The sequence below is a fragment of the Variovorax glacialis genome (assembly GCF_051216375.1).
Taxonomy (GTDB): Bacteria; Pseudomonadota; Gammaproteobacteria; order Burkholderiales; family Burkholderiaceae_C; genus Variovorax.
In genome coordinates this window covers 1-24,459 of record NZ_JBPJZT010000020.1, presented here as the reverse complement: position 1 = coordinate 24,459, position 24,459 = coordinate 1, and the positions used below count along the sequence as shown (strand labels likewise).

Annotated in this window: 21 protein-coding genes; 6 read left to right on the top strand and 15 right to left on the bottom strand. The window is 66.3% G+C overall.

Going from position 1 to position 24,459, the window contains the following annotated elements; genetic code table 11:
- Positions 1–48: 48 nt before the first annotated feature.
- The 7 genes from iaaH to ACSFBL_RS31125 form a co-directional block, all read right to left on the bottom strand.
- Entirely contained in the window at positions 49–1,566 is a 1,518-nt protein-coding gene (gene iaaH, locus ACSFBL_RS31155) for an indoleacetamide hydrolase (RefSeq protein WP_435519685.1), read from the bottom strand.
- Positions 1,567–1,630: 64 nt separating this feature from the next.
- Entirely contained in the window at positions 1,631–2,761 is a 1,131-nt protein-coding gene (locus tag ACSFBL_RS31150) for an acyl-CoA dehydrogenase family protein (RefSeq protein ID WP_435519684.1), read from the bottom strand.
- A 10-nt stretch (positions 2,762–2,771) separates the two neighbouring features.
- On the bottom strand, positions 2,772–4,019 hold the full coding sequence (locus tag ACSFBL_RS31145; RefSeq protein WP_435519683.1) for a glutamate carboxypeptidase: 1,248 nt from the start codon (positions 4,017–4,019) through the stop codon (positions 2,772–2,774).
- 59 nt (positions 4,020–4,078) lie between these two features.
- Positions 4,079–5,263 (bottom strand): acetyl-CoA C-acyltransferase, encoded by a 1,185-nt coding sequence (locus ACSFBL_RS31140; RefSeq protein ID WP_435519682.1) that lies wholly within the window; start codon positions 5,261–5,263, stop codon positions 4,079–4,081.
- A 24-nt stretch (positions 5,264–5,287) separates the two neighbouring features.
- Positions 5,288–7,099, bottom strand: a complete 1,812-nt coding sequence (aceK, locus tag ACSFBL_RS31135; protein WP_435519681.1) for a bifunctional isocitrate dehydrogenase kinase/phosphatase — start codon at positions 7,097–7,099, stop codon at positions 5,288–5,290.
- Positions 7,100–7,112: 13 nt separating this feature from the next.
- Positions 7,113–7,832: a carbonate dehydratase gene (gene can, locus ACSFBL_RS31130; RefSeq protein WP_435519680.1), complete on the bottom strand. Its 720-nt coding sequence runs from the start codon at positions 7,830–7,832 to the stop codon at positions 7,113–7,115.
- 42 nt (positions 7,833–7,874) lie between these two features.
- On the bottom strand, positions 7,875–8,270 hold the full coding sequence (locus tag ACSFBL_RS31125; RefSeq protein ID WP_435519679.1) for a MerR family transcriptional regulator: 396 nt from the start codon (positions 8,268–8,270) through the stop codon (positions 7,875–7,877).
- A gap of 91 nt (positions 8,271–8,361) precedes the next feature.
- On the opposite strand from ACSFBL_RS31125, the gene ACSFBL_RS31120 reads away from it, so the two are divergent.
- The 6 genes from ACSFBL_RS31120 to ACSFBL_RS31095 all read left to right on the top strand — a co-directional run bounded on the left by ACSFBL_RS31120 (position 8,362) and on the right by ACSFBL_RS31095 (position 15,034).
- On the top strand, positions 8,362–9,423 hold the full coding sequence (locus ACSFBL_RS31120; protein ID WP_435519678.1) for an MBL fold metallo-hydrolase: 1,062 nt from the start codon (positions 8,362–8,364) through the stop codon (positions 9,421–9,423).
- The gene (locus ACSFBL_RS31115) at positions 9,420–10,760 is read left to right on the top strand and encodes a leucine-rich repeat-containing protein kinase family protein (RefSeq protein ID WP_435519677.1); all 1,341 of its coding nucleotides are present in this window, start codon (positions 9,420–9,422) and stop codon (positions 10,758–10,760) included. Before ACSFBL_RS31120 ends, ACSFBL_RS31115 begins: the two co-directional genes overlap by 4 nt.
- 13 nt (positions 10,761–10,773) lie before the next feature.
- The gene (locus tag ACSFBL_RS31110) at positions 10,774–11,673 is read left to right on the top strand and encodes a pseudouridine synthase (protein WP_435519676.1); all 900 of its coding nucleotides are present in this window, start codon (positions 10,774–10,776) and stop codon (positions 11,671–11,673) included.
- Between the two features lie 72 nt (positions 11,674–11,745).
- On the top strand, positions 11,746–12,378 hold the full coding sequence (locus ACSFBL_RS31105; RefSeq protein WP_435519675.1) for a response regulator: 633 nt from the start codon (positions 11,746–11,748) through the stop codon (positions 12,376–12,378).
- Complete coding sequence (locus ACSFBL_RS31100; RefSeq protein WP_435519674.1) at positions 12,371–14,209, top strand: sensor histidine kinase; 1,839 nt, start codon at positions 12,371–12,373, stop codon at positions 14,207–14,209. The genes ACSFBL_RS31105 and ACSFBL_RS31100 overlap by 8 nt, the downstream gene beginning before the upstream one ends.
- Positions 14,210–14,263: 54 nt before the next feature.
- Entirely contained in the window at positions 14,264–15,034 is a 771-nt protein-coding gene (locus ACSFBL_RS31095; RefSeq protein WP_435519673.1) for an SDR family oxidoreductase, read from the top strand.
- 155 nt (positions 15,035–15,189) lie between these two features.
- Here ACSFBL_RS31095 and ACSFBL_RS31090 read toward each other — a convergent pair whose 3' ends face one another.
- The 8 genes from ACSFBL_RS31090 to ACSFBL_RS31055 form a co-directional block, all read right to left on the bottom strand.
- On the bottom strand, positions 15,190–16,194 hold the full coding sequence (locus tag ACSFBL_RS31090) for a LysR family transcriptional regulator (RefSeq protein ID WP_435519672.1): 1,005 nt from the start codon (positions 16,192–16,194) through the stop codon (positions 15,190–15,192).
- A gap of 22 nt (positions 16,195–16,216) precedes the next feature.
- On the bottom strand, positions 16,217–17,326 hold the full coding sequence (locus ACSFBL_RS31085; RefSeq protein ID WP_435519671.1) for an ABC transporter substrate-binding protein: 1,110 nt from the start codon (positions 17,324–17,326) through the stop codon (positions 16,217–16,219).
- 82 nt (positions 17,327–17,408) lie between these two features.
- Positions 17,409–18,275 (bottom strand): ABC transporter permease, encoded by an 867-nt coding sequence (locus tag ACSFBL_RS31080; RefSeq protein ID WP_435519670.1) that lies wholly within the window; start codon positions 18,273–18,275, stop codon positions 17,409–17,411.
- Entirely contained in the window at positions 18,272–19,036 is a 765-nt protein-coding gene (locus tag ACSFBL_RS31075) for an ABC transporter ATP-binding protein (RefSeq protein WP_435519740.1), read from the bottom strand. Before ACSFBL_RS31075 ends, ACSFBL_RS31080 begins: the two co-directional genes overlap by 4 nt.
- Positions 19,037–19,112: 76 nt before the next feature.
- Positions 19,113–19,937 (bottom strand): enoyl-CoA hydratase/isomerase family protein, encoded by an 825-nt coding sequence (locus ACSFBL_RS31070; RefSeq protein WP_435519669.1) that lies wholly within the window; start codon positions 19,935–19,937, stop codon positions 19,113–19,115.
- Between the two features lie 17 nt (positions 19,938–19,954).
- Positions 19,955–22,120: an acetate--CoA ligase family protein gene (locus ACSFBL_RS31065; RefSeq protein ID WP_435519668.1), complete on the bottom strand. Its 2,166-nt coding sequence runs from the start codon at positions 22,118–22,120 to the stop codon at positions 19,955–19,957.
- Position 22,121: 1 nt separating this feature from the next.
- A complete protein-coding gene (acuI, locus tag ACSFBL_RS31060; RefSeq protein WP_435519667.1) occupies positions 22,122–23,105 on the bottom strand; it encodes an acrylyl-CoA reductase (NADPH) in 984 nt (327 codons plus the stop codon).
- Positions 23,106–23,254: 149 nt separating this feature from the next.
- Positions 23,255–24,289 carry a LysR family transcriptional regulator gene (locus ACSFBL_RS31055; RefSeq protein ID WP_435519666.1) on the bottom strand — a complete coding sequence of 345 codons (1,035 nt, stop codon included), beginning with the start codon at positions 24,287–24,289 and terminating at the stop codon, positions 23,255–23,257.
- Positions 24,290–24,459: the final 170 nt, after the last annotated feature.

Genomic DNA, 24,459 nt, shown 5'->3' with positions numbered 1-24,459 from the left:
TGTGCAGACCCTCGCACAAACCCTGATCCGGGCGGGCGCGCCGCTCCCCTATTTCGGCGCCGGCAGGCGTCCCAGCAGGCTCTCCACCGCCAGGCCCAGGGCCAGCAGACGGTGATCGCTGCCCGCTGGCCCGTCGAACTCCAGCCCGACCGGCATGTGGGTCGTGGGGCCGAGTCCGGCGGGCAGTTGCAGGCCCGGCACCCCGGCGTTGCTGCCGGGGTCGGTGTTCTGGATCAGGACCACGAAGTTCTCCACGCTGCTGGCGTCCGGCGACGCGGCGAGGGCCACGCGCGGGACGGTGGGGAACACCAGCGCATCGAGCCTGTTGTTGGTGAAGGTGTCCCGGTAGAGCTTCTGCAGCGCAGGGCGCGCCACCTGAATGGCGTTGTCGTAGGCGGGCCTGGCGTCGACCACGCCCTTGGCGGCGGGCAACTTGCGCGGAATGATCAGCCCGTCGAAGGTGCCCTTGACGTCCGGGCTCGAAATGCCCGCCGCGAGCTGCTCGATGCTGACGCCGGTGCGGTAGCGGGCGAGGTAGGTCACGATGTCGTCGTGCGCCTCGTAGAGCGCCACCGGGAAGCCGACCGCGCCGTTGAGTTCCATCAGCTTCGGCATCTCCACATCCACCAGCGTCACGCCGGCGGCACGCAGCCTGGCCAGCGCCGCGTCGGTCACGGCGCGGGTGTCGGCATCGAGGTTGGCATAGAAGGCCGGCACCACGCCGAGCCGCACGCGCTTCAGGTTGGCCGGCTTGATCGCGGTGCCGCCGACGATCACGCGATCGAGCAACGCCACGTCGGCCACCGACTGCGCCATCGGCCCGGCGGTGTCGCGCGTGTGCGAGATCGGCGTGATGCCGTCCTGCGAATAGCGCCCGACGGTCGGCCGCAACGACGCACAGCCGTTGAACGCGCAGGGAATCCGCACCGACCCGCCCGTGTCGGTGCCCAGTGCCGCAGGCGCCATGCGCGCACCGAGCGCGGCGCCGTTGCCCGACGACGAACCACCCGCGACGCGGGTGCTGTCGTAAGCGTTACGCACGCCGACCTCGGGCCCGGTCTGGAAGGCGGGGTTGTAGCCCGTGACGCCAAAGGCGAGTTCATGCATGTGCGTCTTGCCGAGGATGATGGCGCCTGCCGAGCGCAGCTTGGCGACCACAGGTGCGTCCGCCTGCGGCACGAAAGTCCTGAGTGCAGGCGTCCCGGCGGTCGCGGGCAATCCCTTGACCTGGATGTTGTCCTTGATGACCACCGGCACGCCGGCCAGCGGCTTGCAGGTGCCGCCCTTCTTGCGTGACGCGTCGGCAGCGCGGGCCTCCCGCAATGCCCCGGCTTCGTCGAGCGTGATGAAAGCGTTGAGTTGCATCTTCGCCTTGGCCTGCGCGAGGTAGGCGACCACCAGTTGCTCGCTGTCGAGCGAGCCTGCGCAAATCAGCCGCGCGGCTTCGCTGGCCGTCAGGTTGGCGATATCCGGCGCCGCAGGCTGCGCCGACGCCGGCAGGGCCAGGGCGGCGATGCACAGAAGGGCGGCCGTGCCAGACTTGCGGGGAGGAAGCGGAAGGCGCATGGGTCGGATCTCCTGGACAGAGACCCCATGCTGCACCTGTCCGCGTCGCTTGTCTGCCTGTCCTTCAGGCCAATGCGCGCTGGATCAGCAGTTTCTGGATGTCCGACGTGCCTTCGTAGATCTGGCAGACGCGCACGTCGCGGTAGATGCGCTCCAGCGGAAAGTCGTTGACGTAGCCATAGCCGCCCAGCGTCTGGATCGCCGCGCTGCACACGCGCTCGGCCATCTCGCTGGCGAAGAGCTTGGCCATGGCTGCTTCCTTGAGGCAAGGCTGGCCGGCATCGCGCAGGCTTGCGGCGTGCCAGATCAGCTGCCGTGCCGCTTCGAGCTGCGTCGCGCAGTCGGCCAGCCGGAACCCGACCCCCTGCTGGTCGAAGATCGAGCCGCCGAAAGCCTGGCGCTCCTTCGCATAGGCCAGCGCCACCTCGAAGGCGCTGCGCGCCATGCCCACGCTCTGCGCGGCAATGCCGATGCGCCCGCCTTCCAGCGCGCCCAGGGCGATCTTGTAGCCCTCGCCCTCCTGTCCGATGAGGTTTTCCGCGGGAATGCGGCAGGCGTCGAAGTTGATCTGCGCCGTGTCGCTGGAATGCTGGCCGAGCTTGTCCTCCAGCCGCGCGACGGTGTAGCCCGGCGCGTCCGTCGGCACGATGAAGGCGCTCATGCCGCGCTTGCCGGCGCCCTTGTCAGTGACCGCGATCACGATCGCGACCTGCCCGTTCTTGCCGCTGGTGATGAACTGCTTGACGCCGTCGATCACCCAGCCGTCGCCCTCCTTGCGCGCGGTGGTTCGCAGCGACGATGCATCGCTGCCGGCCTGCGGCTCGGTCAGGCAGAAAGCGCCGAGCATCCGGCCCTGTGCCAGCGGCTGCAGCCACTGCTTCTTCTGCTGCGCATTGCCGTAGCGCATGAGGATGGCGTTGACCGGGCAGTTGGTCACGCTGATCGCGGTGCTGGTGCCGCCGTCGCCGGCGGCGATTTCCTCCAGCACCAGCGCGAGGGTCAGGTAGTCGAGCCCGGCGCCGCCGTCTTCCTCGGGCACGCAGATGCCGTAGGCGCCGAGCGCCGCCAGGCCGTCATGCGCCGCCTTCGGAAAGCTGTGTTCGCGGTCCCATCGCGGTGCATGGGGCCAGAGTTCCGCTTGCGCGAACGCGCGCACGGCATCGCGAATGGCTTCCTGGTCGGCGCTGAGCAGCATGACGGGTTCCTTACTTTCCTTGACCGAGGTCCATGATCAGCTTGCTGGCCATGTAGAGACGGCGCGGGATCGCGCTGGTGTCCACGTATTCGGCCTTGTCGCTGTGATAGCCGAAGCCGGGCAGGCCCAGGCTTTCGATGACCGGCTTGCCCGCCAGCGCCGCATAGGCCGCGTCGGTGCCGCCACCGGTGCGCTCGACGATCTCGAGCTCGCCGCCGGCTTCCTTGTAATAGGCCACCGCCTTGTCGACCAGCTTGCGGCCGGATTCGCCGGCGTTGAATGCCGGACGACCGCGCGTGACGAGCACCTTGACGTCCGAATCCGGCAGCTTCTTCTGCTGCGCCTTGGATTCCAGCGACTTCATCGCCGCGTCGAAGTCTTCGTTCTTCGCGTAGCGCACGTCGGCATTGAGCGTGGCGCCCGCCGGGATGATGTTGGAGACGTTGCCGGCCTTGGCCATGGTCCAGTTGAAGCGCAGGCCCTTGGCCTTGTCGTCGATGCTCATCGTGCGCAGCACCAGGTCGGACGCCTCGACCAGCGCGTTCACGCCGAGCTCTGGCGCCGCGCCGGCATGCGAGGCCTTGCCGGTGACGTTGACCTGCACGTAGGCGATGCCCGATGTGCCGAGCGAGAGGTCTTCCTTGCCCGCGCCGGTGGGCTCGAAGGAAAGCACGTAGTCGGCCTTGGCGGCTTCTTCCTGGATCAAGTCGCGCGAGCCGAAGGAGCCCTTCTCCTCGTCGGTGTTGAACAGCACGGTGATGGTGCCGAAGTCCTGGAAGCCGCGCGCCTTGAGCAGCTTGAGCGAGTACACGATGACCGCATTGCCGCCCTTGTCGTCGGCGATGCCGGGGCCGTAGGCCTTGTCGCCGTCCACCCGGAAAGGCGCCTTCGCGAGGATGCCCTTGAGGTAGACCGTGTCCATGTGCGAGATCAGCAGCAGGTTCTTGCCGCCCTTGCCCTGGAGCTTGCCGACGATGTTGTCGCCGACCACGATGCCGGCCGACTTGCTGCGCGTGACGGTGAAGCCCAGCGACTTCAGTTCGTCTTCGAGGTACTTGCCGGCCGAAGCCAGGCCTTCGGCATCACCGGTGCCGGTCTCGATGTTGACGAGGTTCTCCAGCGTCTTGATGACGGCGGGCTTCTCGGCCGTGGCGGCGGCGAACAGGGCCTGGTCGCGCGCCTGGCTCCAGGCGGCGGGTGCGACGAAGGCGGAGGCGAGCAGCGCGGCCAGCGCGCTGCGATGAAAGACCGGATGCATGTGAACTGGATCTCAGGAATGGAAGAAGCCTTCCATTCTAGGGAGCAGCATCGTGCCGGTCAGACCAGTTCCAGCGCCACCGCCGTGCCTTCGCCACCACCGATGCACAGCGTCGCGACACCGCGCTTCTTGCCGCGCTGCTGCAGCGCGTGGATCAGAGTGACCATGATGCGCGCGCCGCTGGCGCCAATCGGATGGCCCAGCGCACAGGCGCCGCCGTGCACGTTGACGATGTCGTGCGACACCGAGAGCTCGTGCATCAGCGCCATCGGCACCACGGCGAAGGCTTCGTTCACTTCCCAGAGGTCGACGTCCTTCACGCCCCAGCCGGTCTTCTTGAAGAGCTTGGAGACGGCGCCGACGGGCGCGGTCGAGAACCACTCGGGCTGCTGCGCATGCGTGGCATGGGCGACCAGGCGCGCGATCGGCTTCGCGCCGTACTTCTTCGCGGTGCTCTCGGTCATCATCACCAGCGCGGCGGCGCCGTCGTTGATGGACGAGCTCGATGCCGCGGTGATCGTGCCGCCGTCCTTCTTGAAGGCGGGCTTGAGCGTCGGAATTTTGTCGAGCTTGACCTTGCCCGGGCCTTCGTCGATGTCGATCACCGTCTCGCCGCCACGGCCCTTCACCGTCACCGCGGCGATCTCGGCCTTGAAGGCGCCGGACGTCGTTGCCGCCTTGGCGCGCTCGACGCTGGCGATGGCGAAGGCGTCCTGCTGTTCGCGCGTGAACTTGTACTTGGCGGCGCAATCCTCGCCGAAGGTGCCCATCGAGCGGCCCGGCTGGTAGGCGTCCTCCAGGCCGTCGAGCATCATGTGGTCGAAGATGCGGTCGTGGCCCATGCGGTAGCCGCCGCGGCCCTTGAGCATCAGGTAGGGCGCGTTGGTCATGCTTTCCATGCCGCCGGCGACCATCACCTCGTGCGTGCCCGCGAGCAGCATGTCGTGCGCGAGCATCGCTGCCTTCATGGCGGAGCCGCACATCTTGCTGAGCGTCACGGCCCCGGCGCTGTCGGGCAGGCCGCCCTTGTAGGCCGCCTGGCGCGCGGGCGCCTGGCCCTGGCCCGCCATCAGGCAGTTGCCGAACAGCACCTCGCCCACGCTGTCGGCCGTGATGCCCGCGCGCTCGACGGCCGCCTTGATGGCCACGCCGCCCAGGTCGTGCGCGGCAAGAGAAGAAAAGTCGCCCTGGAAGCCGCCCATCGGGGTACGGGCCGCGCCGACGATCACGATTGATTCGCTCATGGAAGTTGCTCCTTCAGTGGTTTGTCAAAAATACGGCGCGTGGCCATCGTGGCGGAAGCGCTGCGCCTCGTCATAGGGAAAGACATCCAGCATCTGGCCCGCCTGGATGCGTTGCTTGTGGCTCTGCCAGAACGCCGCGTCGAGCAGGTCTGCGTGATGGGACATGAAGGCCTCCCGCACGGCGGCATTGCCGAGCAGGAAGGGTCCGAAGGTCTCGGGGAACACGTCCTTCGGCCCGACCGAATACCAGACTTCGCCGCTCATCTCGTCCTCCTCGTTGCGCGGGGTGGGCACCTTGCGGAAGTTGCAGTCGGTGAGGTATTCGATCTCGTCGTAGTCATAGAACACGACCTTGCCGCCGCGCGTGACGCCGAAGTTCTTGAACAGCATGTCGCCGGGGAAGATGTTCGCGGCCACCATGTCCTTGATCGCATTGCCGTACTCGACCACCGCATGCTCCAGCTGCTTGCCCGCGCGCTTGGCATGCTCGGGCTGCTCCATCTGGTCGAAGGCTTCCTGCAGGTAGATGTTGAGCGGGATCATGCGGCGCTCGATGTAGACGTGCTTGACCACCACTTCCATCTCCCCGTTGCCGTCGCGGTCGCCGATCTCGAGCTGGCTGGGCGCGAAGCGCCGGATCTCCTCGATCAGCTCGGGCTCGAAGCGGTCCATCGGGAAGCCGACATCGCTGTACTCCAGGGTGTCGGCCATGCGCCCGACCCGGTCGTGCTGCTTCACCAGCATGTACTTGCTCTTGATCTGCTCGCGCGTGGTGTCCTTCTGCGGCGGATAGAAGTCCTTGATGACCTTGAACACGTAGGGAAAGGAGGGCAGGTCGAACACCAGCATCACCATGCCCTTGATGCCGGGCGCGATGCGGAACTTGTCGGTCGAATAGTTGAGGTGATAGAGGAAGTCGCGGTAGAACAGCGTCTTGCCCTGCTTGGCCAGCCCCAGCGCGTTGTAAATCTCGGCGCGCGGCTTCTTGGGCATCAGCGAGCGCAGGAACTGCACATAGGCCGAGGGCACTTCCATGTCGACCATGAAGTAGGCGCGCGCAAAGCTGAAGAGCATCTGCAGGTCCTCTTCGCCGAACAGCACCGCGTCGATGTAGAACTTGCCCGCGCTGTCATGCAGGATCGGCAGCGAGAACGGCAGTTCGACGAAGCCGTTGATGATCTTGCCGACCACGTAGGCGCCCTTGTTCCGGTAGAACAGCCCGGAGAGCACCTGCATCTGGAAATTGGCGCGCAGCTTGATCTGGTGAAAGCGCCCCAGGATCGCGGCCGCCACGCGCTCGGCATCGCGGCCCCGGTTGGCGTAGCCACCCAGCAGCGCGTAGTCATCGAGCATGCGCTCGACGGTGTCGGCCAGCGTCTCGCGCTCGGGGTAGTAGGCGCGATAGGTTGGCGCGTCGCGCGGCTCGATGTACTCGGTGCTGATCGCGGGCCGCACGAAGATGAAATCGTTCTGGAAGTACGTGCGGTGCAGGATCTTGGTCGTCACCGAGTTGAAGAAGGTCTCGGCCAGCTCGGGCTGGTGGTGGTCGACCAGCAGGCCGATGAAATGCAGCTTGACCTGGTGCCACACGTCCATCGGCTGCTCGCCGGCCTTGAATTCCTTCTCCAGCCGCGCAACGGCTTCGTTCACCCGCAGGTCGTAGAACTCGATGCGCTCGCGTTGCGCGCGCTGCTGGCCGTGCCAGTCGGCCGTCTCGAAACGATGCTTGGCGCGCGCCGATTCGGACCGGAAGAGCAGGTAGTGGCGGTTGAAGCCGTCCCGCATCGCCTTGGCGATGTCGTACGCAAGCGGCGAATCGAGGCGCTGCGGGAACATGGCTTCAGGGGGCTCAGTCCGCTTGCTTGACGGGCTCGGTAGCGGGCGCCGCGGCCTCCTCGGCCGGCTTGCTCCACTTGTAGCGGATGCGCTGGACGGCGGCCTTGTACAGCGCATCGAGCGGCTTGGAACCGTCGACGCTGATTCCCAGGTCCTGCAGGAGGCCGTCGTGCACGCCGAAGGCCCAGCCGTGGATGGTGACCTTCTGGTCGCGGCTCCACGCATCGCACATCACCGTGCTGACCGCCACGTTGACGACCTGCTCCGCCACGTTCAACTCGCACAGCGCGTTGGCGCGCGCCGCCTCGGGCAGCGTCTTGAGCAGCACGCGATGCCGATCACGCACATCCTGGATGTGGCGGAGCCAGTTGTCCGCGATGCCGATGCGCGCACCTTCGAGCGCCGCCTGCACCCCGGAGCAGCCGTAATGGCCGACCACCATGATGTGCTGCACCTTGAGGCGTTCGACGGCGAACTGGATCGCCGACAGCGCATTCAGGTCGGAGTGCACCACGATATTCGCCACATTGCGGTGCACGAACACCTCGCCCGGCTCCAGGCCGGTGATCTGGTTGGCGGGAACGCGGCTGTCGGAGCAGCCGATCCACATGTAGCGCGGCGTCTGCTGCTTCACCAGGCTGGTGAAGAAGCCGGGGCGGTCTCGCTCCATACGGGCGGACCACGTCCGGTTGTGGGCGAACAGGTCGTCAAGGGTGTCGGGCGTGTTTTCCATGGTCGTTGGGGAGGGTGGGGTTGGATGGGCCGGTTCTGAAGTTCAGCGTGCCTTGGGCTTGGAGGCACGCGCCAGCGCGGAGCGTGCCTGCTTCTCCTGGGCGCGGACTTCCGCAATGTTGGCCTGCAGCTCGGCCAGTTGGGCTTCGAGTTGCTCGCGGTGGGTTCCGAGCACGCCGAGGAAGCGTTGCAGCTGCACCGCCGTGTCCCTCGGGCTGTCGTACATGTCGAGTATCTCCTTCACCTCGGTGAGCTTGAGGCCGAGCCGCTTGGCGCGCAGGGTCAGCGTGAGGCGCGTACGATCGCGCGAGGTGTAGATCCGCTGCAGGCCCGCGCGCTGGGGCGTGAGCAGGCCCACGTCCTCGTAGAAGCGGATCGCGCGCGTGGTGAGATCGAACTCCCTGGCGAGTTCGCCGATGGTGAAGGTCTGCGACGGCATGCGGATGGTTGCGGGTGCGACAGCGCGTTGCGACCGCACTGCCTACAATGATGGCTCCTAGCCATGACGTTAACGTAAACGTCAATCGTACATGAACCTCCTCGAACGCGAACTCCACTACCCCCTCGGCGACACCCTGCCGGCCCCCGGCGAGGCGATCGAAGTGGCGCCCGGCGTGCGCTGGATCCGCATGGCGCTCCCCTTCGTGCTCGACCACATCAACCTCTGGCTGCTGCGCGACACCATCGACGGCGTGGAAGGCTGGACGGTGGTCGACTGCTGCATTTCGCACGACGCCTCGCGCGCGCAGTGGGAGCAGATCTTCGAGACGCAATTGCAGGGCCTGCCGATCCTGCGCGTGATCGTCACGCACATGCATCCCGACCACATCGGGCTGGCCGACTGGCTGTGCCGGCGCTGGAACGCTCGGCTGTGGATCAGCGCGACCGACTACCACGTCGCCCGCGTGATCACCACCGCCGGCGACACGCTCGCCGGCGGCGATGCGGCGGCGGACTTCTTCGCCCTGCACGGGCTGACGGACGCCGATTCGATCGCCAAGATCCGCGCACGGACCAACTACTACGTCAACATGGTGCCCTCGGTGCCGGACGAATTCGTGCGCATGCTCGACGGTGACCGCATCGCCATCGGCGGCCGCGAGTGGCGCTGCATCAGCGGCTATGGCCACGCGCCCGAGCACATCGCGCTCTACTGCGACGAACTCCATGCCCTGCTCGGCGGCGACATGATGCTGCCGCGCATCTCGACCAACGTGAGCGTGCATGCCGGGGAGCCGGAAGCCAATTCGCTGCGGCTCTTCCTCGACAGCATCGAGCGCTTCAAGTCGCTGCCCAACGACACGCTGGGCCTGCCCTCGCACGGCAAGCCCTTCACCGGCATCCACCGCCGCGTCGAGCAACTGCAGGAACACCACCGCGACCGCCTCGCCGAACTGCTGGAAGCCTGCACCGCCAGGCCCCACAGCGCGATGGAAGGCCTCCCGATTCTGTTCAAGCGGAAGCTCGACCTGCACCAGATGACCTTCGCCATGGGCGAAACCGTGGCCCACCTGCACATGCTGTGGTTCTCGGGCCCGTTGCAGCGCCGGCTGGGCGCGGACGGCATCTATCGCTTCGGCGTGTTCGCATGAACGTGCTGGGCCAGTTGCGCGCGGGCCAATTGGCCGGGTCGCAACGGCTCGATCTGTCCTGCGGCCTCACCGAGTTTCCGCGCGAGATCTTCGAACTGGCGGACACGCTGGAGGTGCTCAACCTGTCGGGCAATGCGCTGAGCGCCCTGCCCGACGACCTGCACCGGCTGCATCGCTTGCGCGTTCTCTTCTGCTCGGACAACCAGTTCACCGAGCTGCCGGAAGTGGTGGGCCAATGCCGTCAACTCGACATGGTCGGGTTCAAGGCGAATCGCATCCGCAATGTTCCGGCCGCGTCGCTACCGCCTTCGCTGCGCTGGCTGATCCTTACCGACAACCGGATCGAGTCCCTGCCTTCCACGCTGGGCCACTGCAGGCGGTTGCAGAAGCTGATGCTGGCAGGCAACCGCCTGCGCGCGTTGCCCGAAACGCTGGCTGACTGCCGCGCACTGGAACTGCTGCGCATCTCGGCCAACGAACTCGAAGCGCTGCCTGCGTGGCTGCTGTCGCTGCCGCGCCTGGCGTGGCTGGCGTTCGCCGGCAATCCCTTCGACGCGTCGCCCGAGGAAGTGGCGCTCTCCCGCCCCGCAGCCGTCATCGACTGGCAACGGCTTTCGCTGAAGCAGAAGCTGGGCGAAGGCGCTTCCGGCTTCATTCACCAGGCGGACTGGCAATTGGACGATGGCGGCGTCAAACCGGTGGCGGTCAAGCTGTTCAAGGGCGCAGTGACCAGCGATGGCTGGCCGCACAGCGAGATGGCCGCCTGCATCGCGGCCGGCGCGCATCCCGGCCTGATCGCGGTGCTGGGGCGGGTCGCCAACCATCCCGAAGGCACGCCGGGGCTGGTGCTGGAACTGGTGGACGCAAGTTTTCGCAATCTCGCCGGGCCGCCCAGCCTGCAATCCTGCACGCGGGACGTCTACGGTGCCGACGCGCACTGGTCGATCGATACCGCATGGCGCATGGCCTGCGGCATCGCTTCCGCCACCGCGCAACTGCACGGGCGCGGCATCCTGCACGGCGACGTCTACGGCCACAACATCCTGTGGAACGGCCGGGGCGACTGCCTGCTCGGCGACTTCGGCGCGGCGTCCTTCCTGCCGACGGACGACGAGGCCCGTTCGCAAGCGCTGCAGCGCATCGAGGTGCGCGCGTTCGGGTGCCTGCTCGAAGAGTTGCTGGCGCAATGCGACCCGATCGACGACACGGACGAAGCCACGCGGGCGCTGATGGCCCGACTCCAGCAGGACTGCATCAACCCTGACGTGTCATCGCGACCCGCGTTCGCGGAAATCGCCTCGCTGTTGAGCGCCGCGGCCGTCCCCGCGGGGCGCTGAACGCCTTCCCTACATGCGCGCCCTGCCGCTGCCCCTGCGTGACGGCGTCGGCCCGAGCTGCGTCGCCCTGCCGACGGGCGACTGGCCGACGATCATCGAATTCCTCGTGCAACGGTTCCCCGCGATCCCGCGCTCGACGTGGGAGGCCCGCATCCAGGCCGGCGACGTGATCGACGAGAACGGCGTCCCCGTGACGGCCACCCGCGCCTTCGCGCCGAGGCTGCGCGTCTACTACTACCGCTCGCTCGACTCGGAGCCACGCATCCCGTTCGAGGAAGCCGTCCTGCACCAGGATGAGCACCTGCTGGCGGTGGACAAGCCGCACTTCCTCCCGGTCACGCCCGTGGGCAAGTACGTGCAGGAAAGCCTTCTCGTGCGCCTCAAGCGCAAGCTCGGCCTCCCCGATCTGGCGCCGCTGCACCGCATCGACCGGGAGACGGCCGGCATCGTCCTGTTCTCGGTGCAGCCCGCCACGCGCGGCGTCTACAGCGCGCTGTTCGCGGATCGCGCCATCCACAAGCACTACGAGGCGATCGTGAGGTGGCCCGGGGACCGCGCACTACCCGCGATCCACCGGAGCCGCCTCGAAGCCGACGACCACTTCATGCGGATGAGGGAGGTCGCCGGCGAGCCGAACTCGGAGACGCACTTCCGCCTGCTGGCGCAGCGCGACGGGTGGGCGCAGCTGGACCTGTCGCCCGTCACCGGTCGCCGGCACCAGTTGCGCGTGCACTGCGCCGCGCTGGGCATGCCGATCCGGAACGACGCCATCTACCCCGCGCTCCGCCCCGAGGGCATGGACGACTTCGACCATCCGCTGCAACTGCTGGCGAAAGAGGTCGCCTTCCGCGATCCGGTCAGCGGCAGCGAGCGACGCTTCACCAGCCCGAGGTCGCTCGCGCTACCGGCCTGAGCACTTCGGCCAGAATCGGATGTCGCCGCTCCCTCCATCGCATTCGGAGGACGACCCACCGGAAAGGCATGGATGAACGTACTGTTGGTCGACGATCACGTGATGTTCTTGCAGGGCATGAAGCAGCTGCTGAACGTCCTGGCGCCCGAACTGCGCCTGGAGACGACGAGCGGGATCGCCCGGGCCGTGCACCTTGCAGGGCAGGCCGCGTTCGACATCGTGCTGCTCGACTGGCATCTCGACGAATGCGACGGCGAGGAATCCATCCGCAGGCTGCGCGAGGCCGGTTGCATGGCGCGCATCGTCGTGCTGTCGGGCGAGACGGACCCGAGCCTCATCCGCAAGTCAGTCGAGCTGGGCGCGGCCGGCTTCATCCCCAAGAAGTACAGCTCGGAAATGATGGTGAAGGCGATCGGCCATGTGCTGGCGGGCCGCATCTACCTGCCGCAGGAAACCCTCGAAGCCCCGGTTGCGCCTGCGGACGATGTCGACACCGACCCTCGCCTCGCGGGCCTGACCGAACGGCAGCGGGAGGTCTACCGCGCGGCTGCGCGCGGGCTGCCCAACAAGCTCATCGCGCGCCAGCTCAACATTGCCGAATCGACGGTCAAGGCCCACCTGACGGCCATCTTCGCGACGCTGGGCGTGCGCAACCGGACCGAGGCGGCCTACCAGGCCTCGCGCCAGGGCCAGCGCGTTGACTGAACTGGTCACGAGCCAGGCGCTGCTCGCAGGCGGCACGCGCGAGATGCGCATCGAGCGCCGCATCCTCGATCGGCGCCTGACACTGATCCTGCAGTACTCGCGGCGCTTGCCGCTGAATTTCCTGGGCTACATCCTCGTCGCGTACATCGCCGTCCGCCAGGGCCTCGCGTTCTGGCCGTGGCTCTGGCTCGTCGCCACCGGCGTGGTCATGGTCTATCGATGGCGGCTCGGATTGGCCGTCGAACGCACGCCGCCCACCGAACAACTCAGGAAGCTCCCTGAACTGCTGCGCGGCTTCGATCTCAACGGCGTGACGACCGCGAGCATCGTCCCTTTCATCTTCACCGTTCCCGGCGACTTCGCGCCGCTGGCGGTCTCTGCGGTGCTGATGGCGGGCTGCACCATCGGCGCGGCCTCGGTCGCGGGTTCGCAGCGCGCGTTCGCAGGCTTCTGCACGCTGACCTTCTGCTGCCTGGCCGGCGGCTGGGCGTGGCGCGGTGGCGCTGTCGACTACCTGTTCGCAGCCGGCATCGGACTGGTCTACTTCATGCTGCTGGCGACGGTGAAGGACCAGGGCCGCATGCTGCACACGCTCATGAGCGTGGTCGACGACAACGCGGTGCTGTCCGTGTCCGTCAGCCAGGAGCGCGATCGCGCAACGGCCGCCAGCGAGGCCAAGACGCGCTTCTTCGCAGCCGCCAGCCATGACCTCCGCCAGCCCCTCCATGCGCTGTCGATCAACGCGACCACGCTGGATGTGCTGGCCCGGCGCTCGCACGACCCCCTGCTCAGGGAAGTGAGCCGTGGCATCAACGGCGCGTTGCAGCAGAGCAGCGGCCTGCTCGACGGGCTGCTCGACATCTCGCGCCTCGATGCACGCTCGATCGAAGCGAAGCTCGCACCGACCGACATCGGCGCCATGCTGCGGGCCTCGCGCGACGAATACGCGGCGCTGGCGGCCCAGCAGGGCCTGTTCCTGAAGGTCGTAGCGCCGGAAGCACCGCTCTGGGCGCTGACCGACGCCGACCAGTTCATCCGCATCATCGGCAACCTGATCAACAACGCCATCAAGTTCACGACGCAGGGCGGCGTGACGCTCTCGGCGCGGCAGGCACCCTCCGGCGAGATCGTCGTCCAGGTGGCCGATACCGGCCCCGGCATTGCCGAGCAAGAGCGCGAGCGCGTCTTCGAGGAGTTCTACCAGGTGGGCAAGCCATCGCGCGACCGCGCCCAGGGGCTGGGACTCGGGCTTGCCATCGTGAAGCGCACCGCGGCGCTGCTGAACATCGTGCTGAAGCTCGACAGCACCCTGGGCCGCGGAACGACCTTCGAGCTGCGCATCGCCTCGGCCGCCGCACCGTCCGGGCGCGGCACCGAGACGGACCGCACGCCGGCGCGCCTGATCGACGGCACGCGCCTGGCGGTGCTGCTGGTCGATGACGAAGTCGAAGTCCTGTCCGCGATGTGCACCTACCTCGCGCAACTGGGATGGACGGTCAGGGGCGCCGCGACAGGCGGCGAGGCCGAGCGGGCCCTGGTCGAAGGCTTCGAGCCCGACGTGATGGTGGACTTCCGCCTCCGCGCGGAAAACGGGCTCGACGTGATCCGAGGCATGCGGCTGTCCCTCCCGGAACTGCCCGCGGTGATCGTGACGGGCGAGACCGCGCCCGAGCGACTCCGGGAATTCGAGCGTATCGCCGCGCGCGTCCTGCACAAGCCGCTCGACGGCCATCGGCTCGCACGCACGCTGCGGGACGTCGTCCTCGGCCTCGATCCCGACGCGGACGCTGCTGGCACCAATGTGACGCATCGCGGCGGCGCGGCGCACTAAGCTCCGGCCGCAACGGCGTCGAATCCGCGCCGATACCTCCAGGAGACACACCACATGGATACGACCCAACTCTTCTCGCTCAAGGGACGCACTGCGCTCATCACCGGCGGCTCGCGCGGCATCGGCCGCATGATCGCGGAGGGCTTCCTGGCGCAGGGCGCCCGCGTCTACATCTCGGCACGCAAGGCCGCCGCATGCGACCAGACCGCCAAGGAGCTCGCGGCCTTCGGCCATTGCGTTTCGCTGCCGGCCGACGTGTCGACGGTCGAGGGCGCGCATGCCCTCGTCGCGGCCTATGCCGGGCATGAAGATTCGCTCGACATCCTGGTCAACAACGCCGGTGCCGCCTGGGGCGCTCCGTACGACGAGTTTCCCGAAAGCGGATGGGACAAGGTGGTCGATCTCAACCTGAAGACGCCCTTCTTCCTGACCCAGGCGCTGACGCCGATGCTCAAGAAGGCCGCCACCGACCATCTCGCGAAGGTGATCAACATCGCGTCGATCGACGGGATCTCGGTCAATCCGCAGGAAACTTATTCGTATGCGGCGAGCAAGGCAGGCCTGATCCAACTCACGCGCCGCATGGCCTTGCGCCTCGCGCTGGACCGCATCGCTGTCAGCGCGATCGCACCGGGCGCCTTTGCCTCCGACATGAACCGGGTGGCACGCGACCACGGGGACGAGATCAAGGGCGGCATCCCGGCCGGCCGCATCGGCGAACCGGAGGACATGGCAGGCGCCGCCATTTATCTGGCTTCGCGCGCCGGCGACTACGTGGTGGGTTCGACGCTCGTCGTCGACGGCGGCGTGACGCACGCGCGCTGAGCGCGGCAGCCAAAACCCCCCTGCCGGCGCGCGTACTTTCGGTCGACTTGCGTTGTAGGAAGGCTCCTACTAATGTCGAGCCTGGTTTCTCCCGGGCGGCATCAAGGACCGACCCCCTTAAGGCCCGCCTCGTGCGGGCCTTTTTTCGCTGGCTTCTATGCCACGCGACGGCCATCCCGAGCGGTCTCGCCGGACCGGAGGATCTTCACGGAGCTGGCGTCAGCCGACGCAGGGACGGGAGGCGCTGCCTCGACGAACTCCTGATCGCGAAACCACATGTGGCCGGCGTGGCGATGGGTGCGGTCGTGCCAGCACAGACAGACATCGAAATCCGGGACGTTGACCGGCATCGCGATCTCGGCCAGGCCGAAGCGATCGCGGAAGCGTGTCATCAGGGACAGCGGCAGCAACGCCACCATGTCCGAATCTCCCAGGAGATGGGGCGCGGTCAGGTAGTTCGGCGTTACGTAGCAGCGGTTGCGCTGCACGCGTTGGGCCTCCAGCGCCCGATCGACGCTTTCGCCAAAGGCAGTAACCGTGTTGGGCACGATCACCATGTGTTCGAGCGCGGCGAATTCCCCGGGCGAAAGGCGCCGGCCCACAGCCCAGTGCCCGGCACGCGCCGCGCAGACGATGCGGTCGCGGAAGAGCGGCCGGTAGCGCAGTTCGTGAAGGCATGGCGGCAGCAGGCCGACGCTGAAATCCACCGTGCCGGACTCCAGCTCCAAGTTGAATTCCGTGGGATGGATCGGATGCCGCAAGGACAGCTCGATGCTCATCTCCTCGTCGCGGAAGCGCTGCGCCAGGCGGTCCATGAAGACGCGTTCCAGGTAGTCCGAGGCCACCACGCGAAAGACCTGGCGCGAGCGCTTCGGATCGAAGGCGACCGCATGGGCCACCAACTGGTCCAACTCCCGGAGAATCCTGCCGGCGCACTCGCGCAACTGGATCGCCTTGGCACTGGGAATGAGTCCGCTGGCACCCTTGACCAGCACCGGATCTGCCGTGATCGCCCGCAACTGGCCCATCGCCCGGCTCATCGCAGGCTGACTCATGGACAACGCCGCCGCGGCGCGAGAGACCTGCGAGTGATCGACGAGAGCGACCAGGCACTTCAGCAGGTAAAGATTCAACTCGCTGGTGGCGTTTGCTTGCTCCATGGCATTCACCCGGCGCTGAGCTCTACCGCGCCATCAAACAGGCCTGAGCCTGCTTTGCAACTGCCTGCGCGTCAAAGCTATTCACGCGCTCGAAGAACCCTTCGCTCGCGACAACGAAAGTTGCCGGCGTGACCTTTCGATCGATCAGCTTGGCATCAAGCATGAAGTCCTGCATGCGTCCGAAGGCCTCGGGCGTGGCCCGGCCCCAGAGCTTCCCGCCGTTCATCTCGAAGGCCGCCTTCATCGATTCCACCTGCGCGCGCAGCAGGTTGTCGTCCCAGCGTGCGAGCGTGGCGTCGTCGGACCCGGTTGGCTTGCTCTCCGGAAAGCGCGCCCAGTGCAGCTTGCGCACGCATTCGGGATTGGTGACCGCGAACAGGCTGGCCTTGGCCGCGCCACGCACGATCGCTTCGACCATCGCCGGGTCGCGGTCAATGGCGCGCTGGGTGGTTGCCAGCGAGAAGTCGGGCAAGCGCTGCCAGTCGGGGCTTCGGAACAGGCGCAGTTTGGCCCCCGCGTTCTCGAAACCGGCGATGGCCGCATTCCAGAACATCAGGCCTTGCACACGGTTGGACTTCAGCGCCTCCAGGGCTGGTGCGCCCGCACCGGTGGCGATGATGTTCACGTCCTTGTCGGGGTCAAGACCGTTGGCCTTGAGCAGGGATTTGAGAAGCGGCAGGCCGCCGCTCGCAAGGCTCACGATGCCAATGCTTTTGCCCTTGAAGTCGCTCACCTTCTGCATGGTTCCGTCGGCCTGCACCGCGACGGCCCAATCGATCACGCTGTTGTTCATGACCACCCGCGCTGGAATGTTGCTAGTGACGTTCGCCTGGATCGCGACGTTGGAGCTGACCTGCGCGAAGTCGACGTTGCCGGTGGCAAGTTGCTGCACGGCCTGCACCGAACCAGGCGCAGCGATGACCTGGACGTCGTAGCCCTCATCCTTCCAGTAGTCGAGCGCGATCGGCATCATGAGCCACGGATAGGAAACGTTGAGTACTGTCACCCCACCGGCGGCGATGGTGACCTTTTTCAGCTTCGTGGGTTGCGCCAACGCCGTGCTTGGCGCAATACACGCAACGGCCAGCAACGACGCAGCCAGCACGCATTTGATTTTTGACAGTCTCAGCATTCGGAACCCTGCCTTTCGCTCAATGAATGGAACAGCAACTAGAAGAAGGAAGGAGATGGCATGAATCCGGCTCAGGTGCTGCTCAGGCACCTGAGATCCGCTGACGCTCATCTTCGGCCCAGAACACCACCTTGCGCTGGACCGCGTGCACGAACCAATGCAAGCCAAGTCCCATCGCCGACAGCAGGATGAGGATGGCGAACATACCGGCCGTGTCCATCGAGAAGGTGCGCTGCAGGATGAGGTAGCCCAGCCCGGCTTGCGCGCCAACGAACTCACCCACGATGGCGCCGATCACCGACAGCACGATCGAGACGTCGAGCCCGACGAAGATGTAGGGCAGCGCATGTGGGATGCGCGCCATGCGGAACACCTGCCAACGCGAGGCCGTGAATGCCGTCAGCAGCTCGAGCTGGTCGCTTGGTACAGAGCGCAAACCGACCACCGTGTTCGCCAGTACCGGGAAGAAGGCGATGGTGGCCGTGATGACGATCTTCGAGGACATGCCGTAGCCGAACCAGATCACGAACAGCGGCGCGATCGCGACCTTGGGAATCGTCTGGAAAGCGACGACGTATGGGTACAGCGTGCGTTCGACCAGGGGAAACTGGGCAATCACGGCGCCCAGCACCAAGCCCAGGCCAGCCCCAAGCACGAAGCCCGCGATCGTCTCGTAGAAGGTGACACCGAGGTGGTATGCAAAGGTGTTGTTCCGGATGCCTTCCCACAGCGACACGGCCACGGCCGATGGCGCAGGCAGCAGCAAGGGCGTGACTTCGAGGAGACGCACGGCCAACTCCCAGCCGCCGACCACGGCGATGAACAGCAGTGCCGAGAGCGAGAGTTCCGGTCTCGGTCCAAGCCAAGCGAGCGCGGGGCGTTCCGCGGCCCGGTCGTCGTCCGCAAGGGCGAGGGTTGCAACGGGCGGGGTGGTGGAGGCGGTGTTCATGCGTCGAGCCCCAGCGAATGAAAATGCTTGCGGATGGCAGACACATAGCCGCCGAAGCGTTCCGAGTTGATCATCTCGAGTGTGCGCGGGCGTGGCAGGTCCACTTGCAGTATCTCGGTGATCCGGCCGGGCCGAGGCGACGTCACCACGACGCGGTCCGCGAGGAATACGGCCTCGGGAATGCTGTGCGTGACCAGCATGACAGTCTTGCGGTTTTGAGACCAGATTCGCAGCAATTCCAGATTCATGGTCTCGCGCGTCATGGCATCGAGGGCGCCGAAAGGCTCGTCCATCAGCAGGAAAGCCGGCTCATGCACCAGCCCGCGACTGATGCCTACGCGCTGTTGCATGCCGCCCGAGAGTTCGTTCGGATACTTGTTCTCAAACCCTTCGAGCCCGACGAGCTTGAGGTAGGCGCGCGCCCTCGGCTCGTACTCCTTCATGCTCAGCCCCTGGATCTCGATGGGCACCAGCACGTTCTCGAGGACCGTCCGCCAGGGCAGCAGTACCGGCGCCTGGAAGACTACGCCTACATCGCGGCTCGGACCATCGATTGGACGCTGTCGGACTTTGACCGAACCGCTCGATCGCCGCAGTGTTCCTGCCAGGATTTTCAGCAGCGTGGACTTGCCGCAACCGCTGGGACCGACCACGGTGACGAACTCGCCATCGGCGATGTCGAAGTTCACATCCTTGAGCGCCTCGATCTGCTGGCCCTCGCGGGTGCGATAGATCTTGTTGAGACCTGCGATCTCGATCATCGGGCTGTCGCCCCGTTCTGCCGGTACGACGGAGGAAATGACGCTGAGCTTGGCGGAGGCACTCATGTCGCTGGCCCTAGGCGACGGCTTCACCGTCCAACGCGAAGCGCGCATCGCGCCACTTGAATGCGGCCTTGAGCCCTTGCTTCGCGGCGACCTCGAAGAAGTCGCGCGACTCCTGAGACTCCGACATCAGCACAAGCGTGAAGATCTCCGCGCCGAGGTCCACTGTCGACTGGAAGCCGCGCAAGTCGTAGGCGCGGTTGAGGCCCTGCTTGTTGAGTTGCATGGCGGGCGGCGGGATCATCGCGAGCTTCTGAGCAAGCCGGAGCGCCTCCTTCATCAGATCGTCAGCGGGCACCACGCGGTTGGCCAAGCCGATGCGCACTGCTTCGTCGGCGCCGATGCGATCGCCCGTGAGTAGCAACTCCTTGGTCTTCTTCATGCCCAGCACCCAGGGCATGATCGCGAAGGGCGGCGCGGACTGGAACTGGATCTCGGGCTCGCCGAACTCGGCCTTGTCGGAGGCGATGGTGATGTCACACACCATCGAGAGGTCACAGCCGCCGCCCAGGCAATAGCCGTTGACCGCGGCGACCACTGGCAGGCGCGAGCGCCAGATGCGGTACCAGGTGTCGTTGCCGAGCTTCACGTGGTCGCGCCAGTCCTTGACGGTCGTGAAAGGCTCTTCGCGAGGGCTGAGGTCGAAGCCGGCGCAGAAGGCACGGCCCTTCCCGGTAATGACGAGCGCGCGCACTGACTCGTCTTGCTCCAACGTATCGAGTGCATGCTGCATCTCCAGCAGGATGTCGTCATCGAGCGCATTCATTTTCTCTGGACGGTTGAGCGTGAGGGTCGCGATCCAGCGGTCGATGGAAACGCTGATGCAGCGGTAGTTCATGGTGAAGCTCCTGGGTTTCATGGATGGAAAGCTGCTGCGGGGCGAAGCTCAACGAGAGCATCCAGCACGCGCACGCCTTGTCCCTGGTCGAGCACGGCAACTGGATTGAGGTCGATGGCCTCGATGTAGTCTGCGTAGGCGCGTCCGATCTGCGAAAGGCGCACGATGAGCGCCTCGAAGGCTGCGCGATCGGCCGGCGCGCCGCCGCGAAAGCCGTCGAGCAGGCGCGCGGCGCGTGTGCTGCCGACCAGCGCTGTGGCGCGCAGCGCATCGACCGGAGCCAGCGCGAGACTGCTGTCGCGGACCAGTTCGACCCACACGCCACCCGAGCCAGCGACCACCGCGTGGCCGAAGGGCGCTTGACGCGACAGCCCCGCGATCATCTCGATGCCTCCGCGCACCATTTCCTGGATCAGTACGCCTTCGATACGCGCCCCTGGCATGCGTGAGCGCACGGTGGCCAGCATCTCGCCGAAAGCGCCGTGCACCTCGGCCCGCGTGAGCAGCGCCAGGCGCACGCCACCGGCGTCGGTCTTGTGAGGGATGTCTGGCGAGTCGATCTTCATGACGATCGGGAATCCAATCGCTTCTGCCGCATCTGCTGCCTGCTCCGCGTCCGTGGCGCGTGCTTCGCGCGTGGCGCGGATGCCGTGCGCTTCGAGGAAGCGCTTGGCCTCGTGCTCCGAGAGCGCCCGTCCGCTCGCGAGTCGATCGACCCACGCCGGGTCGGCTTCGAGCGTCGCTGAGTCGTCCGGTGCAACCTGCGGCTGCCAAAGATGCCAGTCGATGAAATGGCGCATGGCCATCAGCGCAGCGCGTGCGCCTTGCAGCGCGGCCACACCGCTGCCCGCCAGGGGCTCGATGGCTCGCGGGTGCAATCCGCCGCCCACGTTGCTATAGAAGGCGATTGGCTTGTTGGTTCGCGCCGCCGCGGCGGCCGTCGTGGCGGCGATGGCCCGGTAGTTCTCCGCACCCTTTGCGCCGAGGCCCACCGGACAGTCCTGCGAGACGGCCAGCAGTGCAACGCCCGGGTCCGCCAGCAGAGCGTCGATGGCCCGTGCGTACATCGTCATGTCGAAGACCGCCGCACCGGTGGCGTCCAACGGATTGCTCGGCGTGGCAAAGGCCGGCAGGCAGCCCCGCAGGGCATCGAGCGTATCCGGCGCAAGGGCTGGAAAGCGGAGCCCGGCCGCCTGCGCGAGATCGCAGGTGAGCGCCACCTCGCCGCCGCTGACATTGATCACGGCCAAGCCATCGCCTGCCGGCCGTTTCGTCGACTCGACCATCAGCGCGCAGGTCTCGACCATCTCGTCCATGTCGTCCACCAGCACCACGCCCGCTCGGCGGAAGAAGTCGACTGCCGCCGCATGCGAGCCCGCCAGAGAGCCTGTGTGCGCGGCGGTAGCGGCCGCACCCTCGATCGAGCGTCCGACCTTGAGCACCACCACCGGCTTTCCAGCAGCGCGCATGCGCGCCGCCGCTTGCATGAACTGCAGCGGATGACGCACCGATTCCATGAAGAGCGCGGCCACTCGCGTGTTCGGATCAGTGGCGAAGAACCCGAGGTAGTCGTCGACGTCCAGCACGGCGGCATTGCCAATCGACACGAGGTGGCTCAGCCCGAAGCGACCGACGCCGCCGAGTGCAATGCAACCCGAGCCCGAATGGGAGGCGATCGCGACGCCCCCGACCCGCAGCGGTTCCGGCAATGGTGCGCTGTAAAGGGAGATGCCGTCGTGCAGATTGGCAAGACCCAGGCAGTTCGGGCCACACACCAGTAGCCCGGTCTGCGCACACAACGCGGCCAAATCCGCTTGCAATGCGCGGCCGGCGTCGCCCAACTCGGCAAAGCCACTGGCGAAGATCACCGCCGCGCGCAAACCGCGAGAGGCGGCTTGTGCCAGGGCGGGCAACACCTTGTCCGCCGGCAGTGCGACCACGGCGCAGTCGGGTGCCTCGGGAAGATCCCGCAGGTCGGCGAAACAGGGCAGGCCTTCCACCTCGGGGGCGGAGGGATGGATCGGATAGATGCGACCGGCATAGCCTCCGGCGAGCAGATTCATCACCACCGAGTTGCCAAAGGAATCTGGCCGGGGCGAAGCGCCAAGCACGGCGACGGAGGCGGGTCGCATCAGCGGCGTGAGATCGCGCAGAGGCGCGGCATCGTTAAAGAGTGCCTCCATATCAGCCTCGCACGTTCACGACGGTGCGGCCACGCACCCCACCCGCCAGCAGCGAAAGCGCGGCATCGAGGGTTGCGGCAAGGGGGATCTCGTGCGTGATCAGGGCCAGGCGTTCGCGGTCGAGTTCCTGCGACAACCGCTGCCAGGCGCTCATCCGATCAGCGCGCGGCGCCATCACCGAATCGACGCCGACGAGGCTCACGCCTCGCAGGATGAAGGGCGCTACCGTGCCTGGCATGTCCATGCCCTGCGCGAGACCACAGGCCGTGACGACCCCGCCGTAGCGCGTGGTGGCGCAGGCATTGACCAACGTATGGCTGCCCACTGAATCCACCACACCGGCCCAGCGCTCCTTGCCCAAGGGCTTGCCGGGCGAAGACAGCAGCGTACGGTCGATGACTTCCGCGGCACCAATACGCTTCAAGTAGTCGGCCTCTGCAGCGCGGCCGGTGGATGCGACCACACGGAAACCACGGCCCGCGAGCAAGCTCACCGCCACGCTGCCCACACCGCCCGAAGCGCCAGTCACGAGGATCTCGCCGTCGTCCGGCCGCACGCGATGGCGTTCCAGCGCCTGCACGCACAGCATGGCCGTGTAGCCCGCAGTGCCCACGGCCATCGCAGTGCGCGCGTCAAGCCGTTCAGGAAGCGGCACGAGCCATTCGCCCTTGAGTCGAGCGAGCTCTGACAGGCAGCCCCAGTGCTGCTCGCCGGCGCCCCAGCCATTGAGGATCACGCGGTCGCCGGGCTTGAATTCAGGGTTCGTGCTCCGCTCGACGACGCCTGCACCATCAATGCCCGGCACCATCGGCCACTTGCGCACCACAGGGCCACGGTCCGCGATCGCCAGTGCATCCTTGTAGTTGAGAGACGAATACGCCACGCGCAGCGTGACGTCGAACTCCGGAAGCGCCGAGTCGTCGAGTTCGCACAGCGAAGCACCAAATCGCCCTTCGCGACGCTGCAGCAGTATGGCCTTGAACATGCCCGTTCCATTCCGTCCTGGTTGTTAATGGGGGCGAATCTATCGTCCGCCAATGCGTCAGGCAAGAATGAAATTCGTCGAATTGCGTTCGCAAAATTCGAACACAAGGGAAAACCCATCCCTTCAGAATTCGCTTGGTGCGAGGTCTGCTAGAGCTTGTGTCGCAGCGCGGTGCGGATCTCTTCAATCAGAGAAAGACTGGCCACTGACAAATGGCGACCCGCACGTGTGCAGCACACCAGCACCTGCGGCTTGATGCGCGAATCGCGGATCGGGACGAAGGCCGCATCCGGATGGTTGGGATCGCGACCGAAGATGTATTGCGTGAGGATCGCGATGCCGACTCCGGCCGAAGCGGCGCTGCGCATCAACTCGTAGGAGTTAGTGGTGAGCACGGCACGCGGCTTCATGCCAACGCGCGCGAACATCTGGTCGAGCGTGGATCGCAGAGCCAAGCTCGAGTCTGGCATCACGAGTTCGTAGGCTGCGCAATCGGTCAGGCGTACCCAACTCCGCTCTGCCAGGGGATGCTTGCGCGGCACCATCACGCAGGAACCAACGTCGCGTCTGGCCAGAATGGTCAAGCCGGCATGGGTTGGAGGGTTGTAGCCCAGTGCGAAGTCGATCTCATCATCGAGCGCCAATTCAACCAGCCTCGGCGAACTCGCTACCGTGACCTCGTAATTCACGCCAGGGTACTTCTTGTGGAATGCGGCCAGCATTTGCGGCAGCAGCTCGCGCGAAAAGCCCTCGTTGACGCCGAAATTGACGGTGCCGCGTTGCAGGCCGCGCAGTGCATCGACCTCGGTGCGCGCCGTCGCGATCTCGCCCATTGCTCGCTTGAGGTGATGAATGAAGACTTCCCCGGCGGACGTGAGCTTGAGGCCAGTGCGCCCTCGACCGCGCTCGAAAAGTAGCGCGCCGATTTCCTCTTCGAGGTTTTTTACCTGTCGATTGATCGCGGACGCGGCCACGTGCGTCCGCTCAGCCGCCCGTCGAAAAGAGCCGGCCTGCGCTACTTCATAGAAGTAACGCAGCGAAGTCGGATTCTTCAGGTTCAGGCCGGGTTCTCGAGACATAGTGCGTGTGCATTGCAAGTGATCGACCAGGCAGCTTACCCGGCGATTCCTGGGCAGGCGGGCATATCGACCGATTGCTTCACCGAGCTCTGCGATCGACGGCATGCCGCTTGATTGCCGCATGGATGAGGGGCGTTGAGATCGGATGCCATGATGGACTTATATGGATGCCTCCCGGGTTGCAAGAAGAAGTCGTGTCGTGCTGTGAAGAAGTCGGCTGCGTCCTTATATCCGGCCTTGATTGCGCGGCTTGTCTGGTTTCCCAACTTGCCGCC

Excerpts from the sequence above, each read along its gene's own strand:
- iaaH (WP_435519685.1), bottom strand. The coding sequence starts at position 1,566 with ATGCGCCTTCCGCTTCCTCCCCGCAAGTCTGGCACGGCCGCCCTTCTG.
- ACSFBL_RS31150 (WP_435519684.1), bottom strand. The coding sequence starts at position 2,761 with ATGCTGCTCAGCGCCGACCAGGAAGCCATTCGCGATGCCGTGCGCGCG.
- ACSFBL_RS31145 (WP_435519683.1), bottom strand. The coding sequence starts at position 4,019 with ATGCATCCGGTCTTTCATCGCAGCGCGCTGGCCGCGCTGCTCGCCTCC.
- ACSFBL_RS31140 (WP_435519682.1), bottom strand. The coding sequence starts at position 5,263 with ATGAGCGAATCAATCGTGATCGTCGGCGCGGCCCGTACCCCGATGGGC.
- aceK (WP_435519681.1), bottom strand. The coding sequence starts at position 7,099 with ATGTTCCCGCAGCGCCTCGATTCGCCGCTTGCGTACGACATCGCCAAG.
- can (WP_435519680.1), bottom strand. The coding sequence starts at position 7,832 with ATGGAAAACACGCCCGACACCCTTGACGACCTGTTCGCCCACAACCGG.
- ACSFBL_RS31125 (WP_435519679.1), bottom strand. The coding sequence starts at position 8,270 with ATGCCGTCGCAGACCTTCACCATCGGCGAACTCGCCAGGGAGTTCGAT.
- ACSFBL_RS31120 (WP_435519678.1), top strand. The coding sequence starts at position 8,362 with ATGAACCTCCTCGAACGCGAACTCCACTACCCCCTCGGCGACACCCTG.
- ACSFBL_RS31115 (WP_435519677.1), top strand. The coding sequence starts at position 9,420 with ATGAACGTGCTGGGCCAGTTGCGCGCGGGCCAATTGGCCGGGTCGCAA.
- ACSFBL_RS31110 (WP_435519676.1), top strand. The coding sequence starts at position 10,774 with ATGCGCGCCCTGCCGCTGCCCCTGCGTGACGGCGTCGGCCCGAGCTGC.
- ACSFBL_RS31105 (WP_435519675.1), top strand. The coding sequence starts at position 11,746 with ATGAACGTACTGTTGGTCGACGATCACGTGATGTTCTTGCAGGGCATG.
- ACSFBL_RS31095 (WP_435519673.1), top strand. The coding sequence starts at position 14,264 with ATGGATACGACCCAACTCTTCTCGCTCAAGGGACGCACTGCGCTCATC.
- ACSFBL_RS31090 (WP_435519672.1), bottom strand. The coding sequence starts at position 16,194 with ATGGAGCAAGCAAACGCCACCAGCGAGTTGAATCTTTACCTGCTGAAG.
- ACSFBL_RS31085 (WP_435519671.1), bottom strand. The coding sequence starts at position 17,326 with ATGCTGAGACTGTCAAAAATCAAATGCGTGCTGGCTGCGTCGTTGCTG.
- ACSFBL_RS31080 (WP_435519670.1), bottom strand. The coding sequence starts at position 18,275 with ATGAACACCGCCTCCACCACCCCGCCCGTTGCAACCCTCGCCCTTGCG.
- ACSFBL_RS31075 (WP_435519740.1), bottom strand. The coding sequence starts at position 19,036 with ATGATCGAGATCGCAGGTCTCAACAAGATCTATCGCACCCGCGAGGGC.
- ACSFBL_RS31070 (WP_435519669.1), bottom strand. The coding sequence starts at position 19,937 with ATGAACTACCGCTGCATCAGCGTTTCCATCGACCGCTGGATCGCGACC.
- ACSFBL_RS31065 (WP_435519668.1), bottom strand. The coding sequence starts at position 22,120 with ATGGAGGCACTCTTTAACGATGCCGCGCCTCTGCGCGATCTCACGCCG.
- acuI (WP_435519667.1), bottom strand. The coding sequence starts at position 23,105 with ATGTTCAAGGCCATACTGCTGCAGCGTCGCGAAGGGCGATTTGGTGCT.
- ACSFBL_RS31055 (WP_435519666.1), bottom strand. The coding sequence starts at position 24,289 with ATGCCGTCGATCGCAGAGCTCGGTGAAGCAATCGGTCGATATGCCCGC.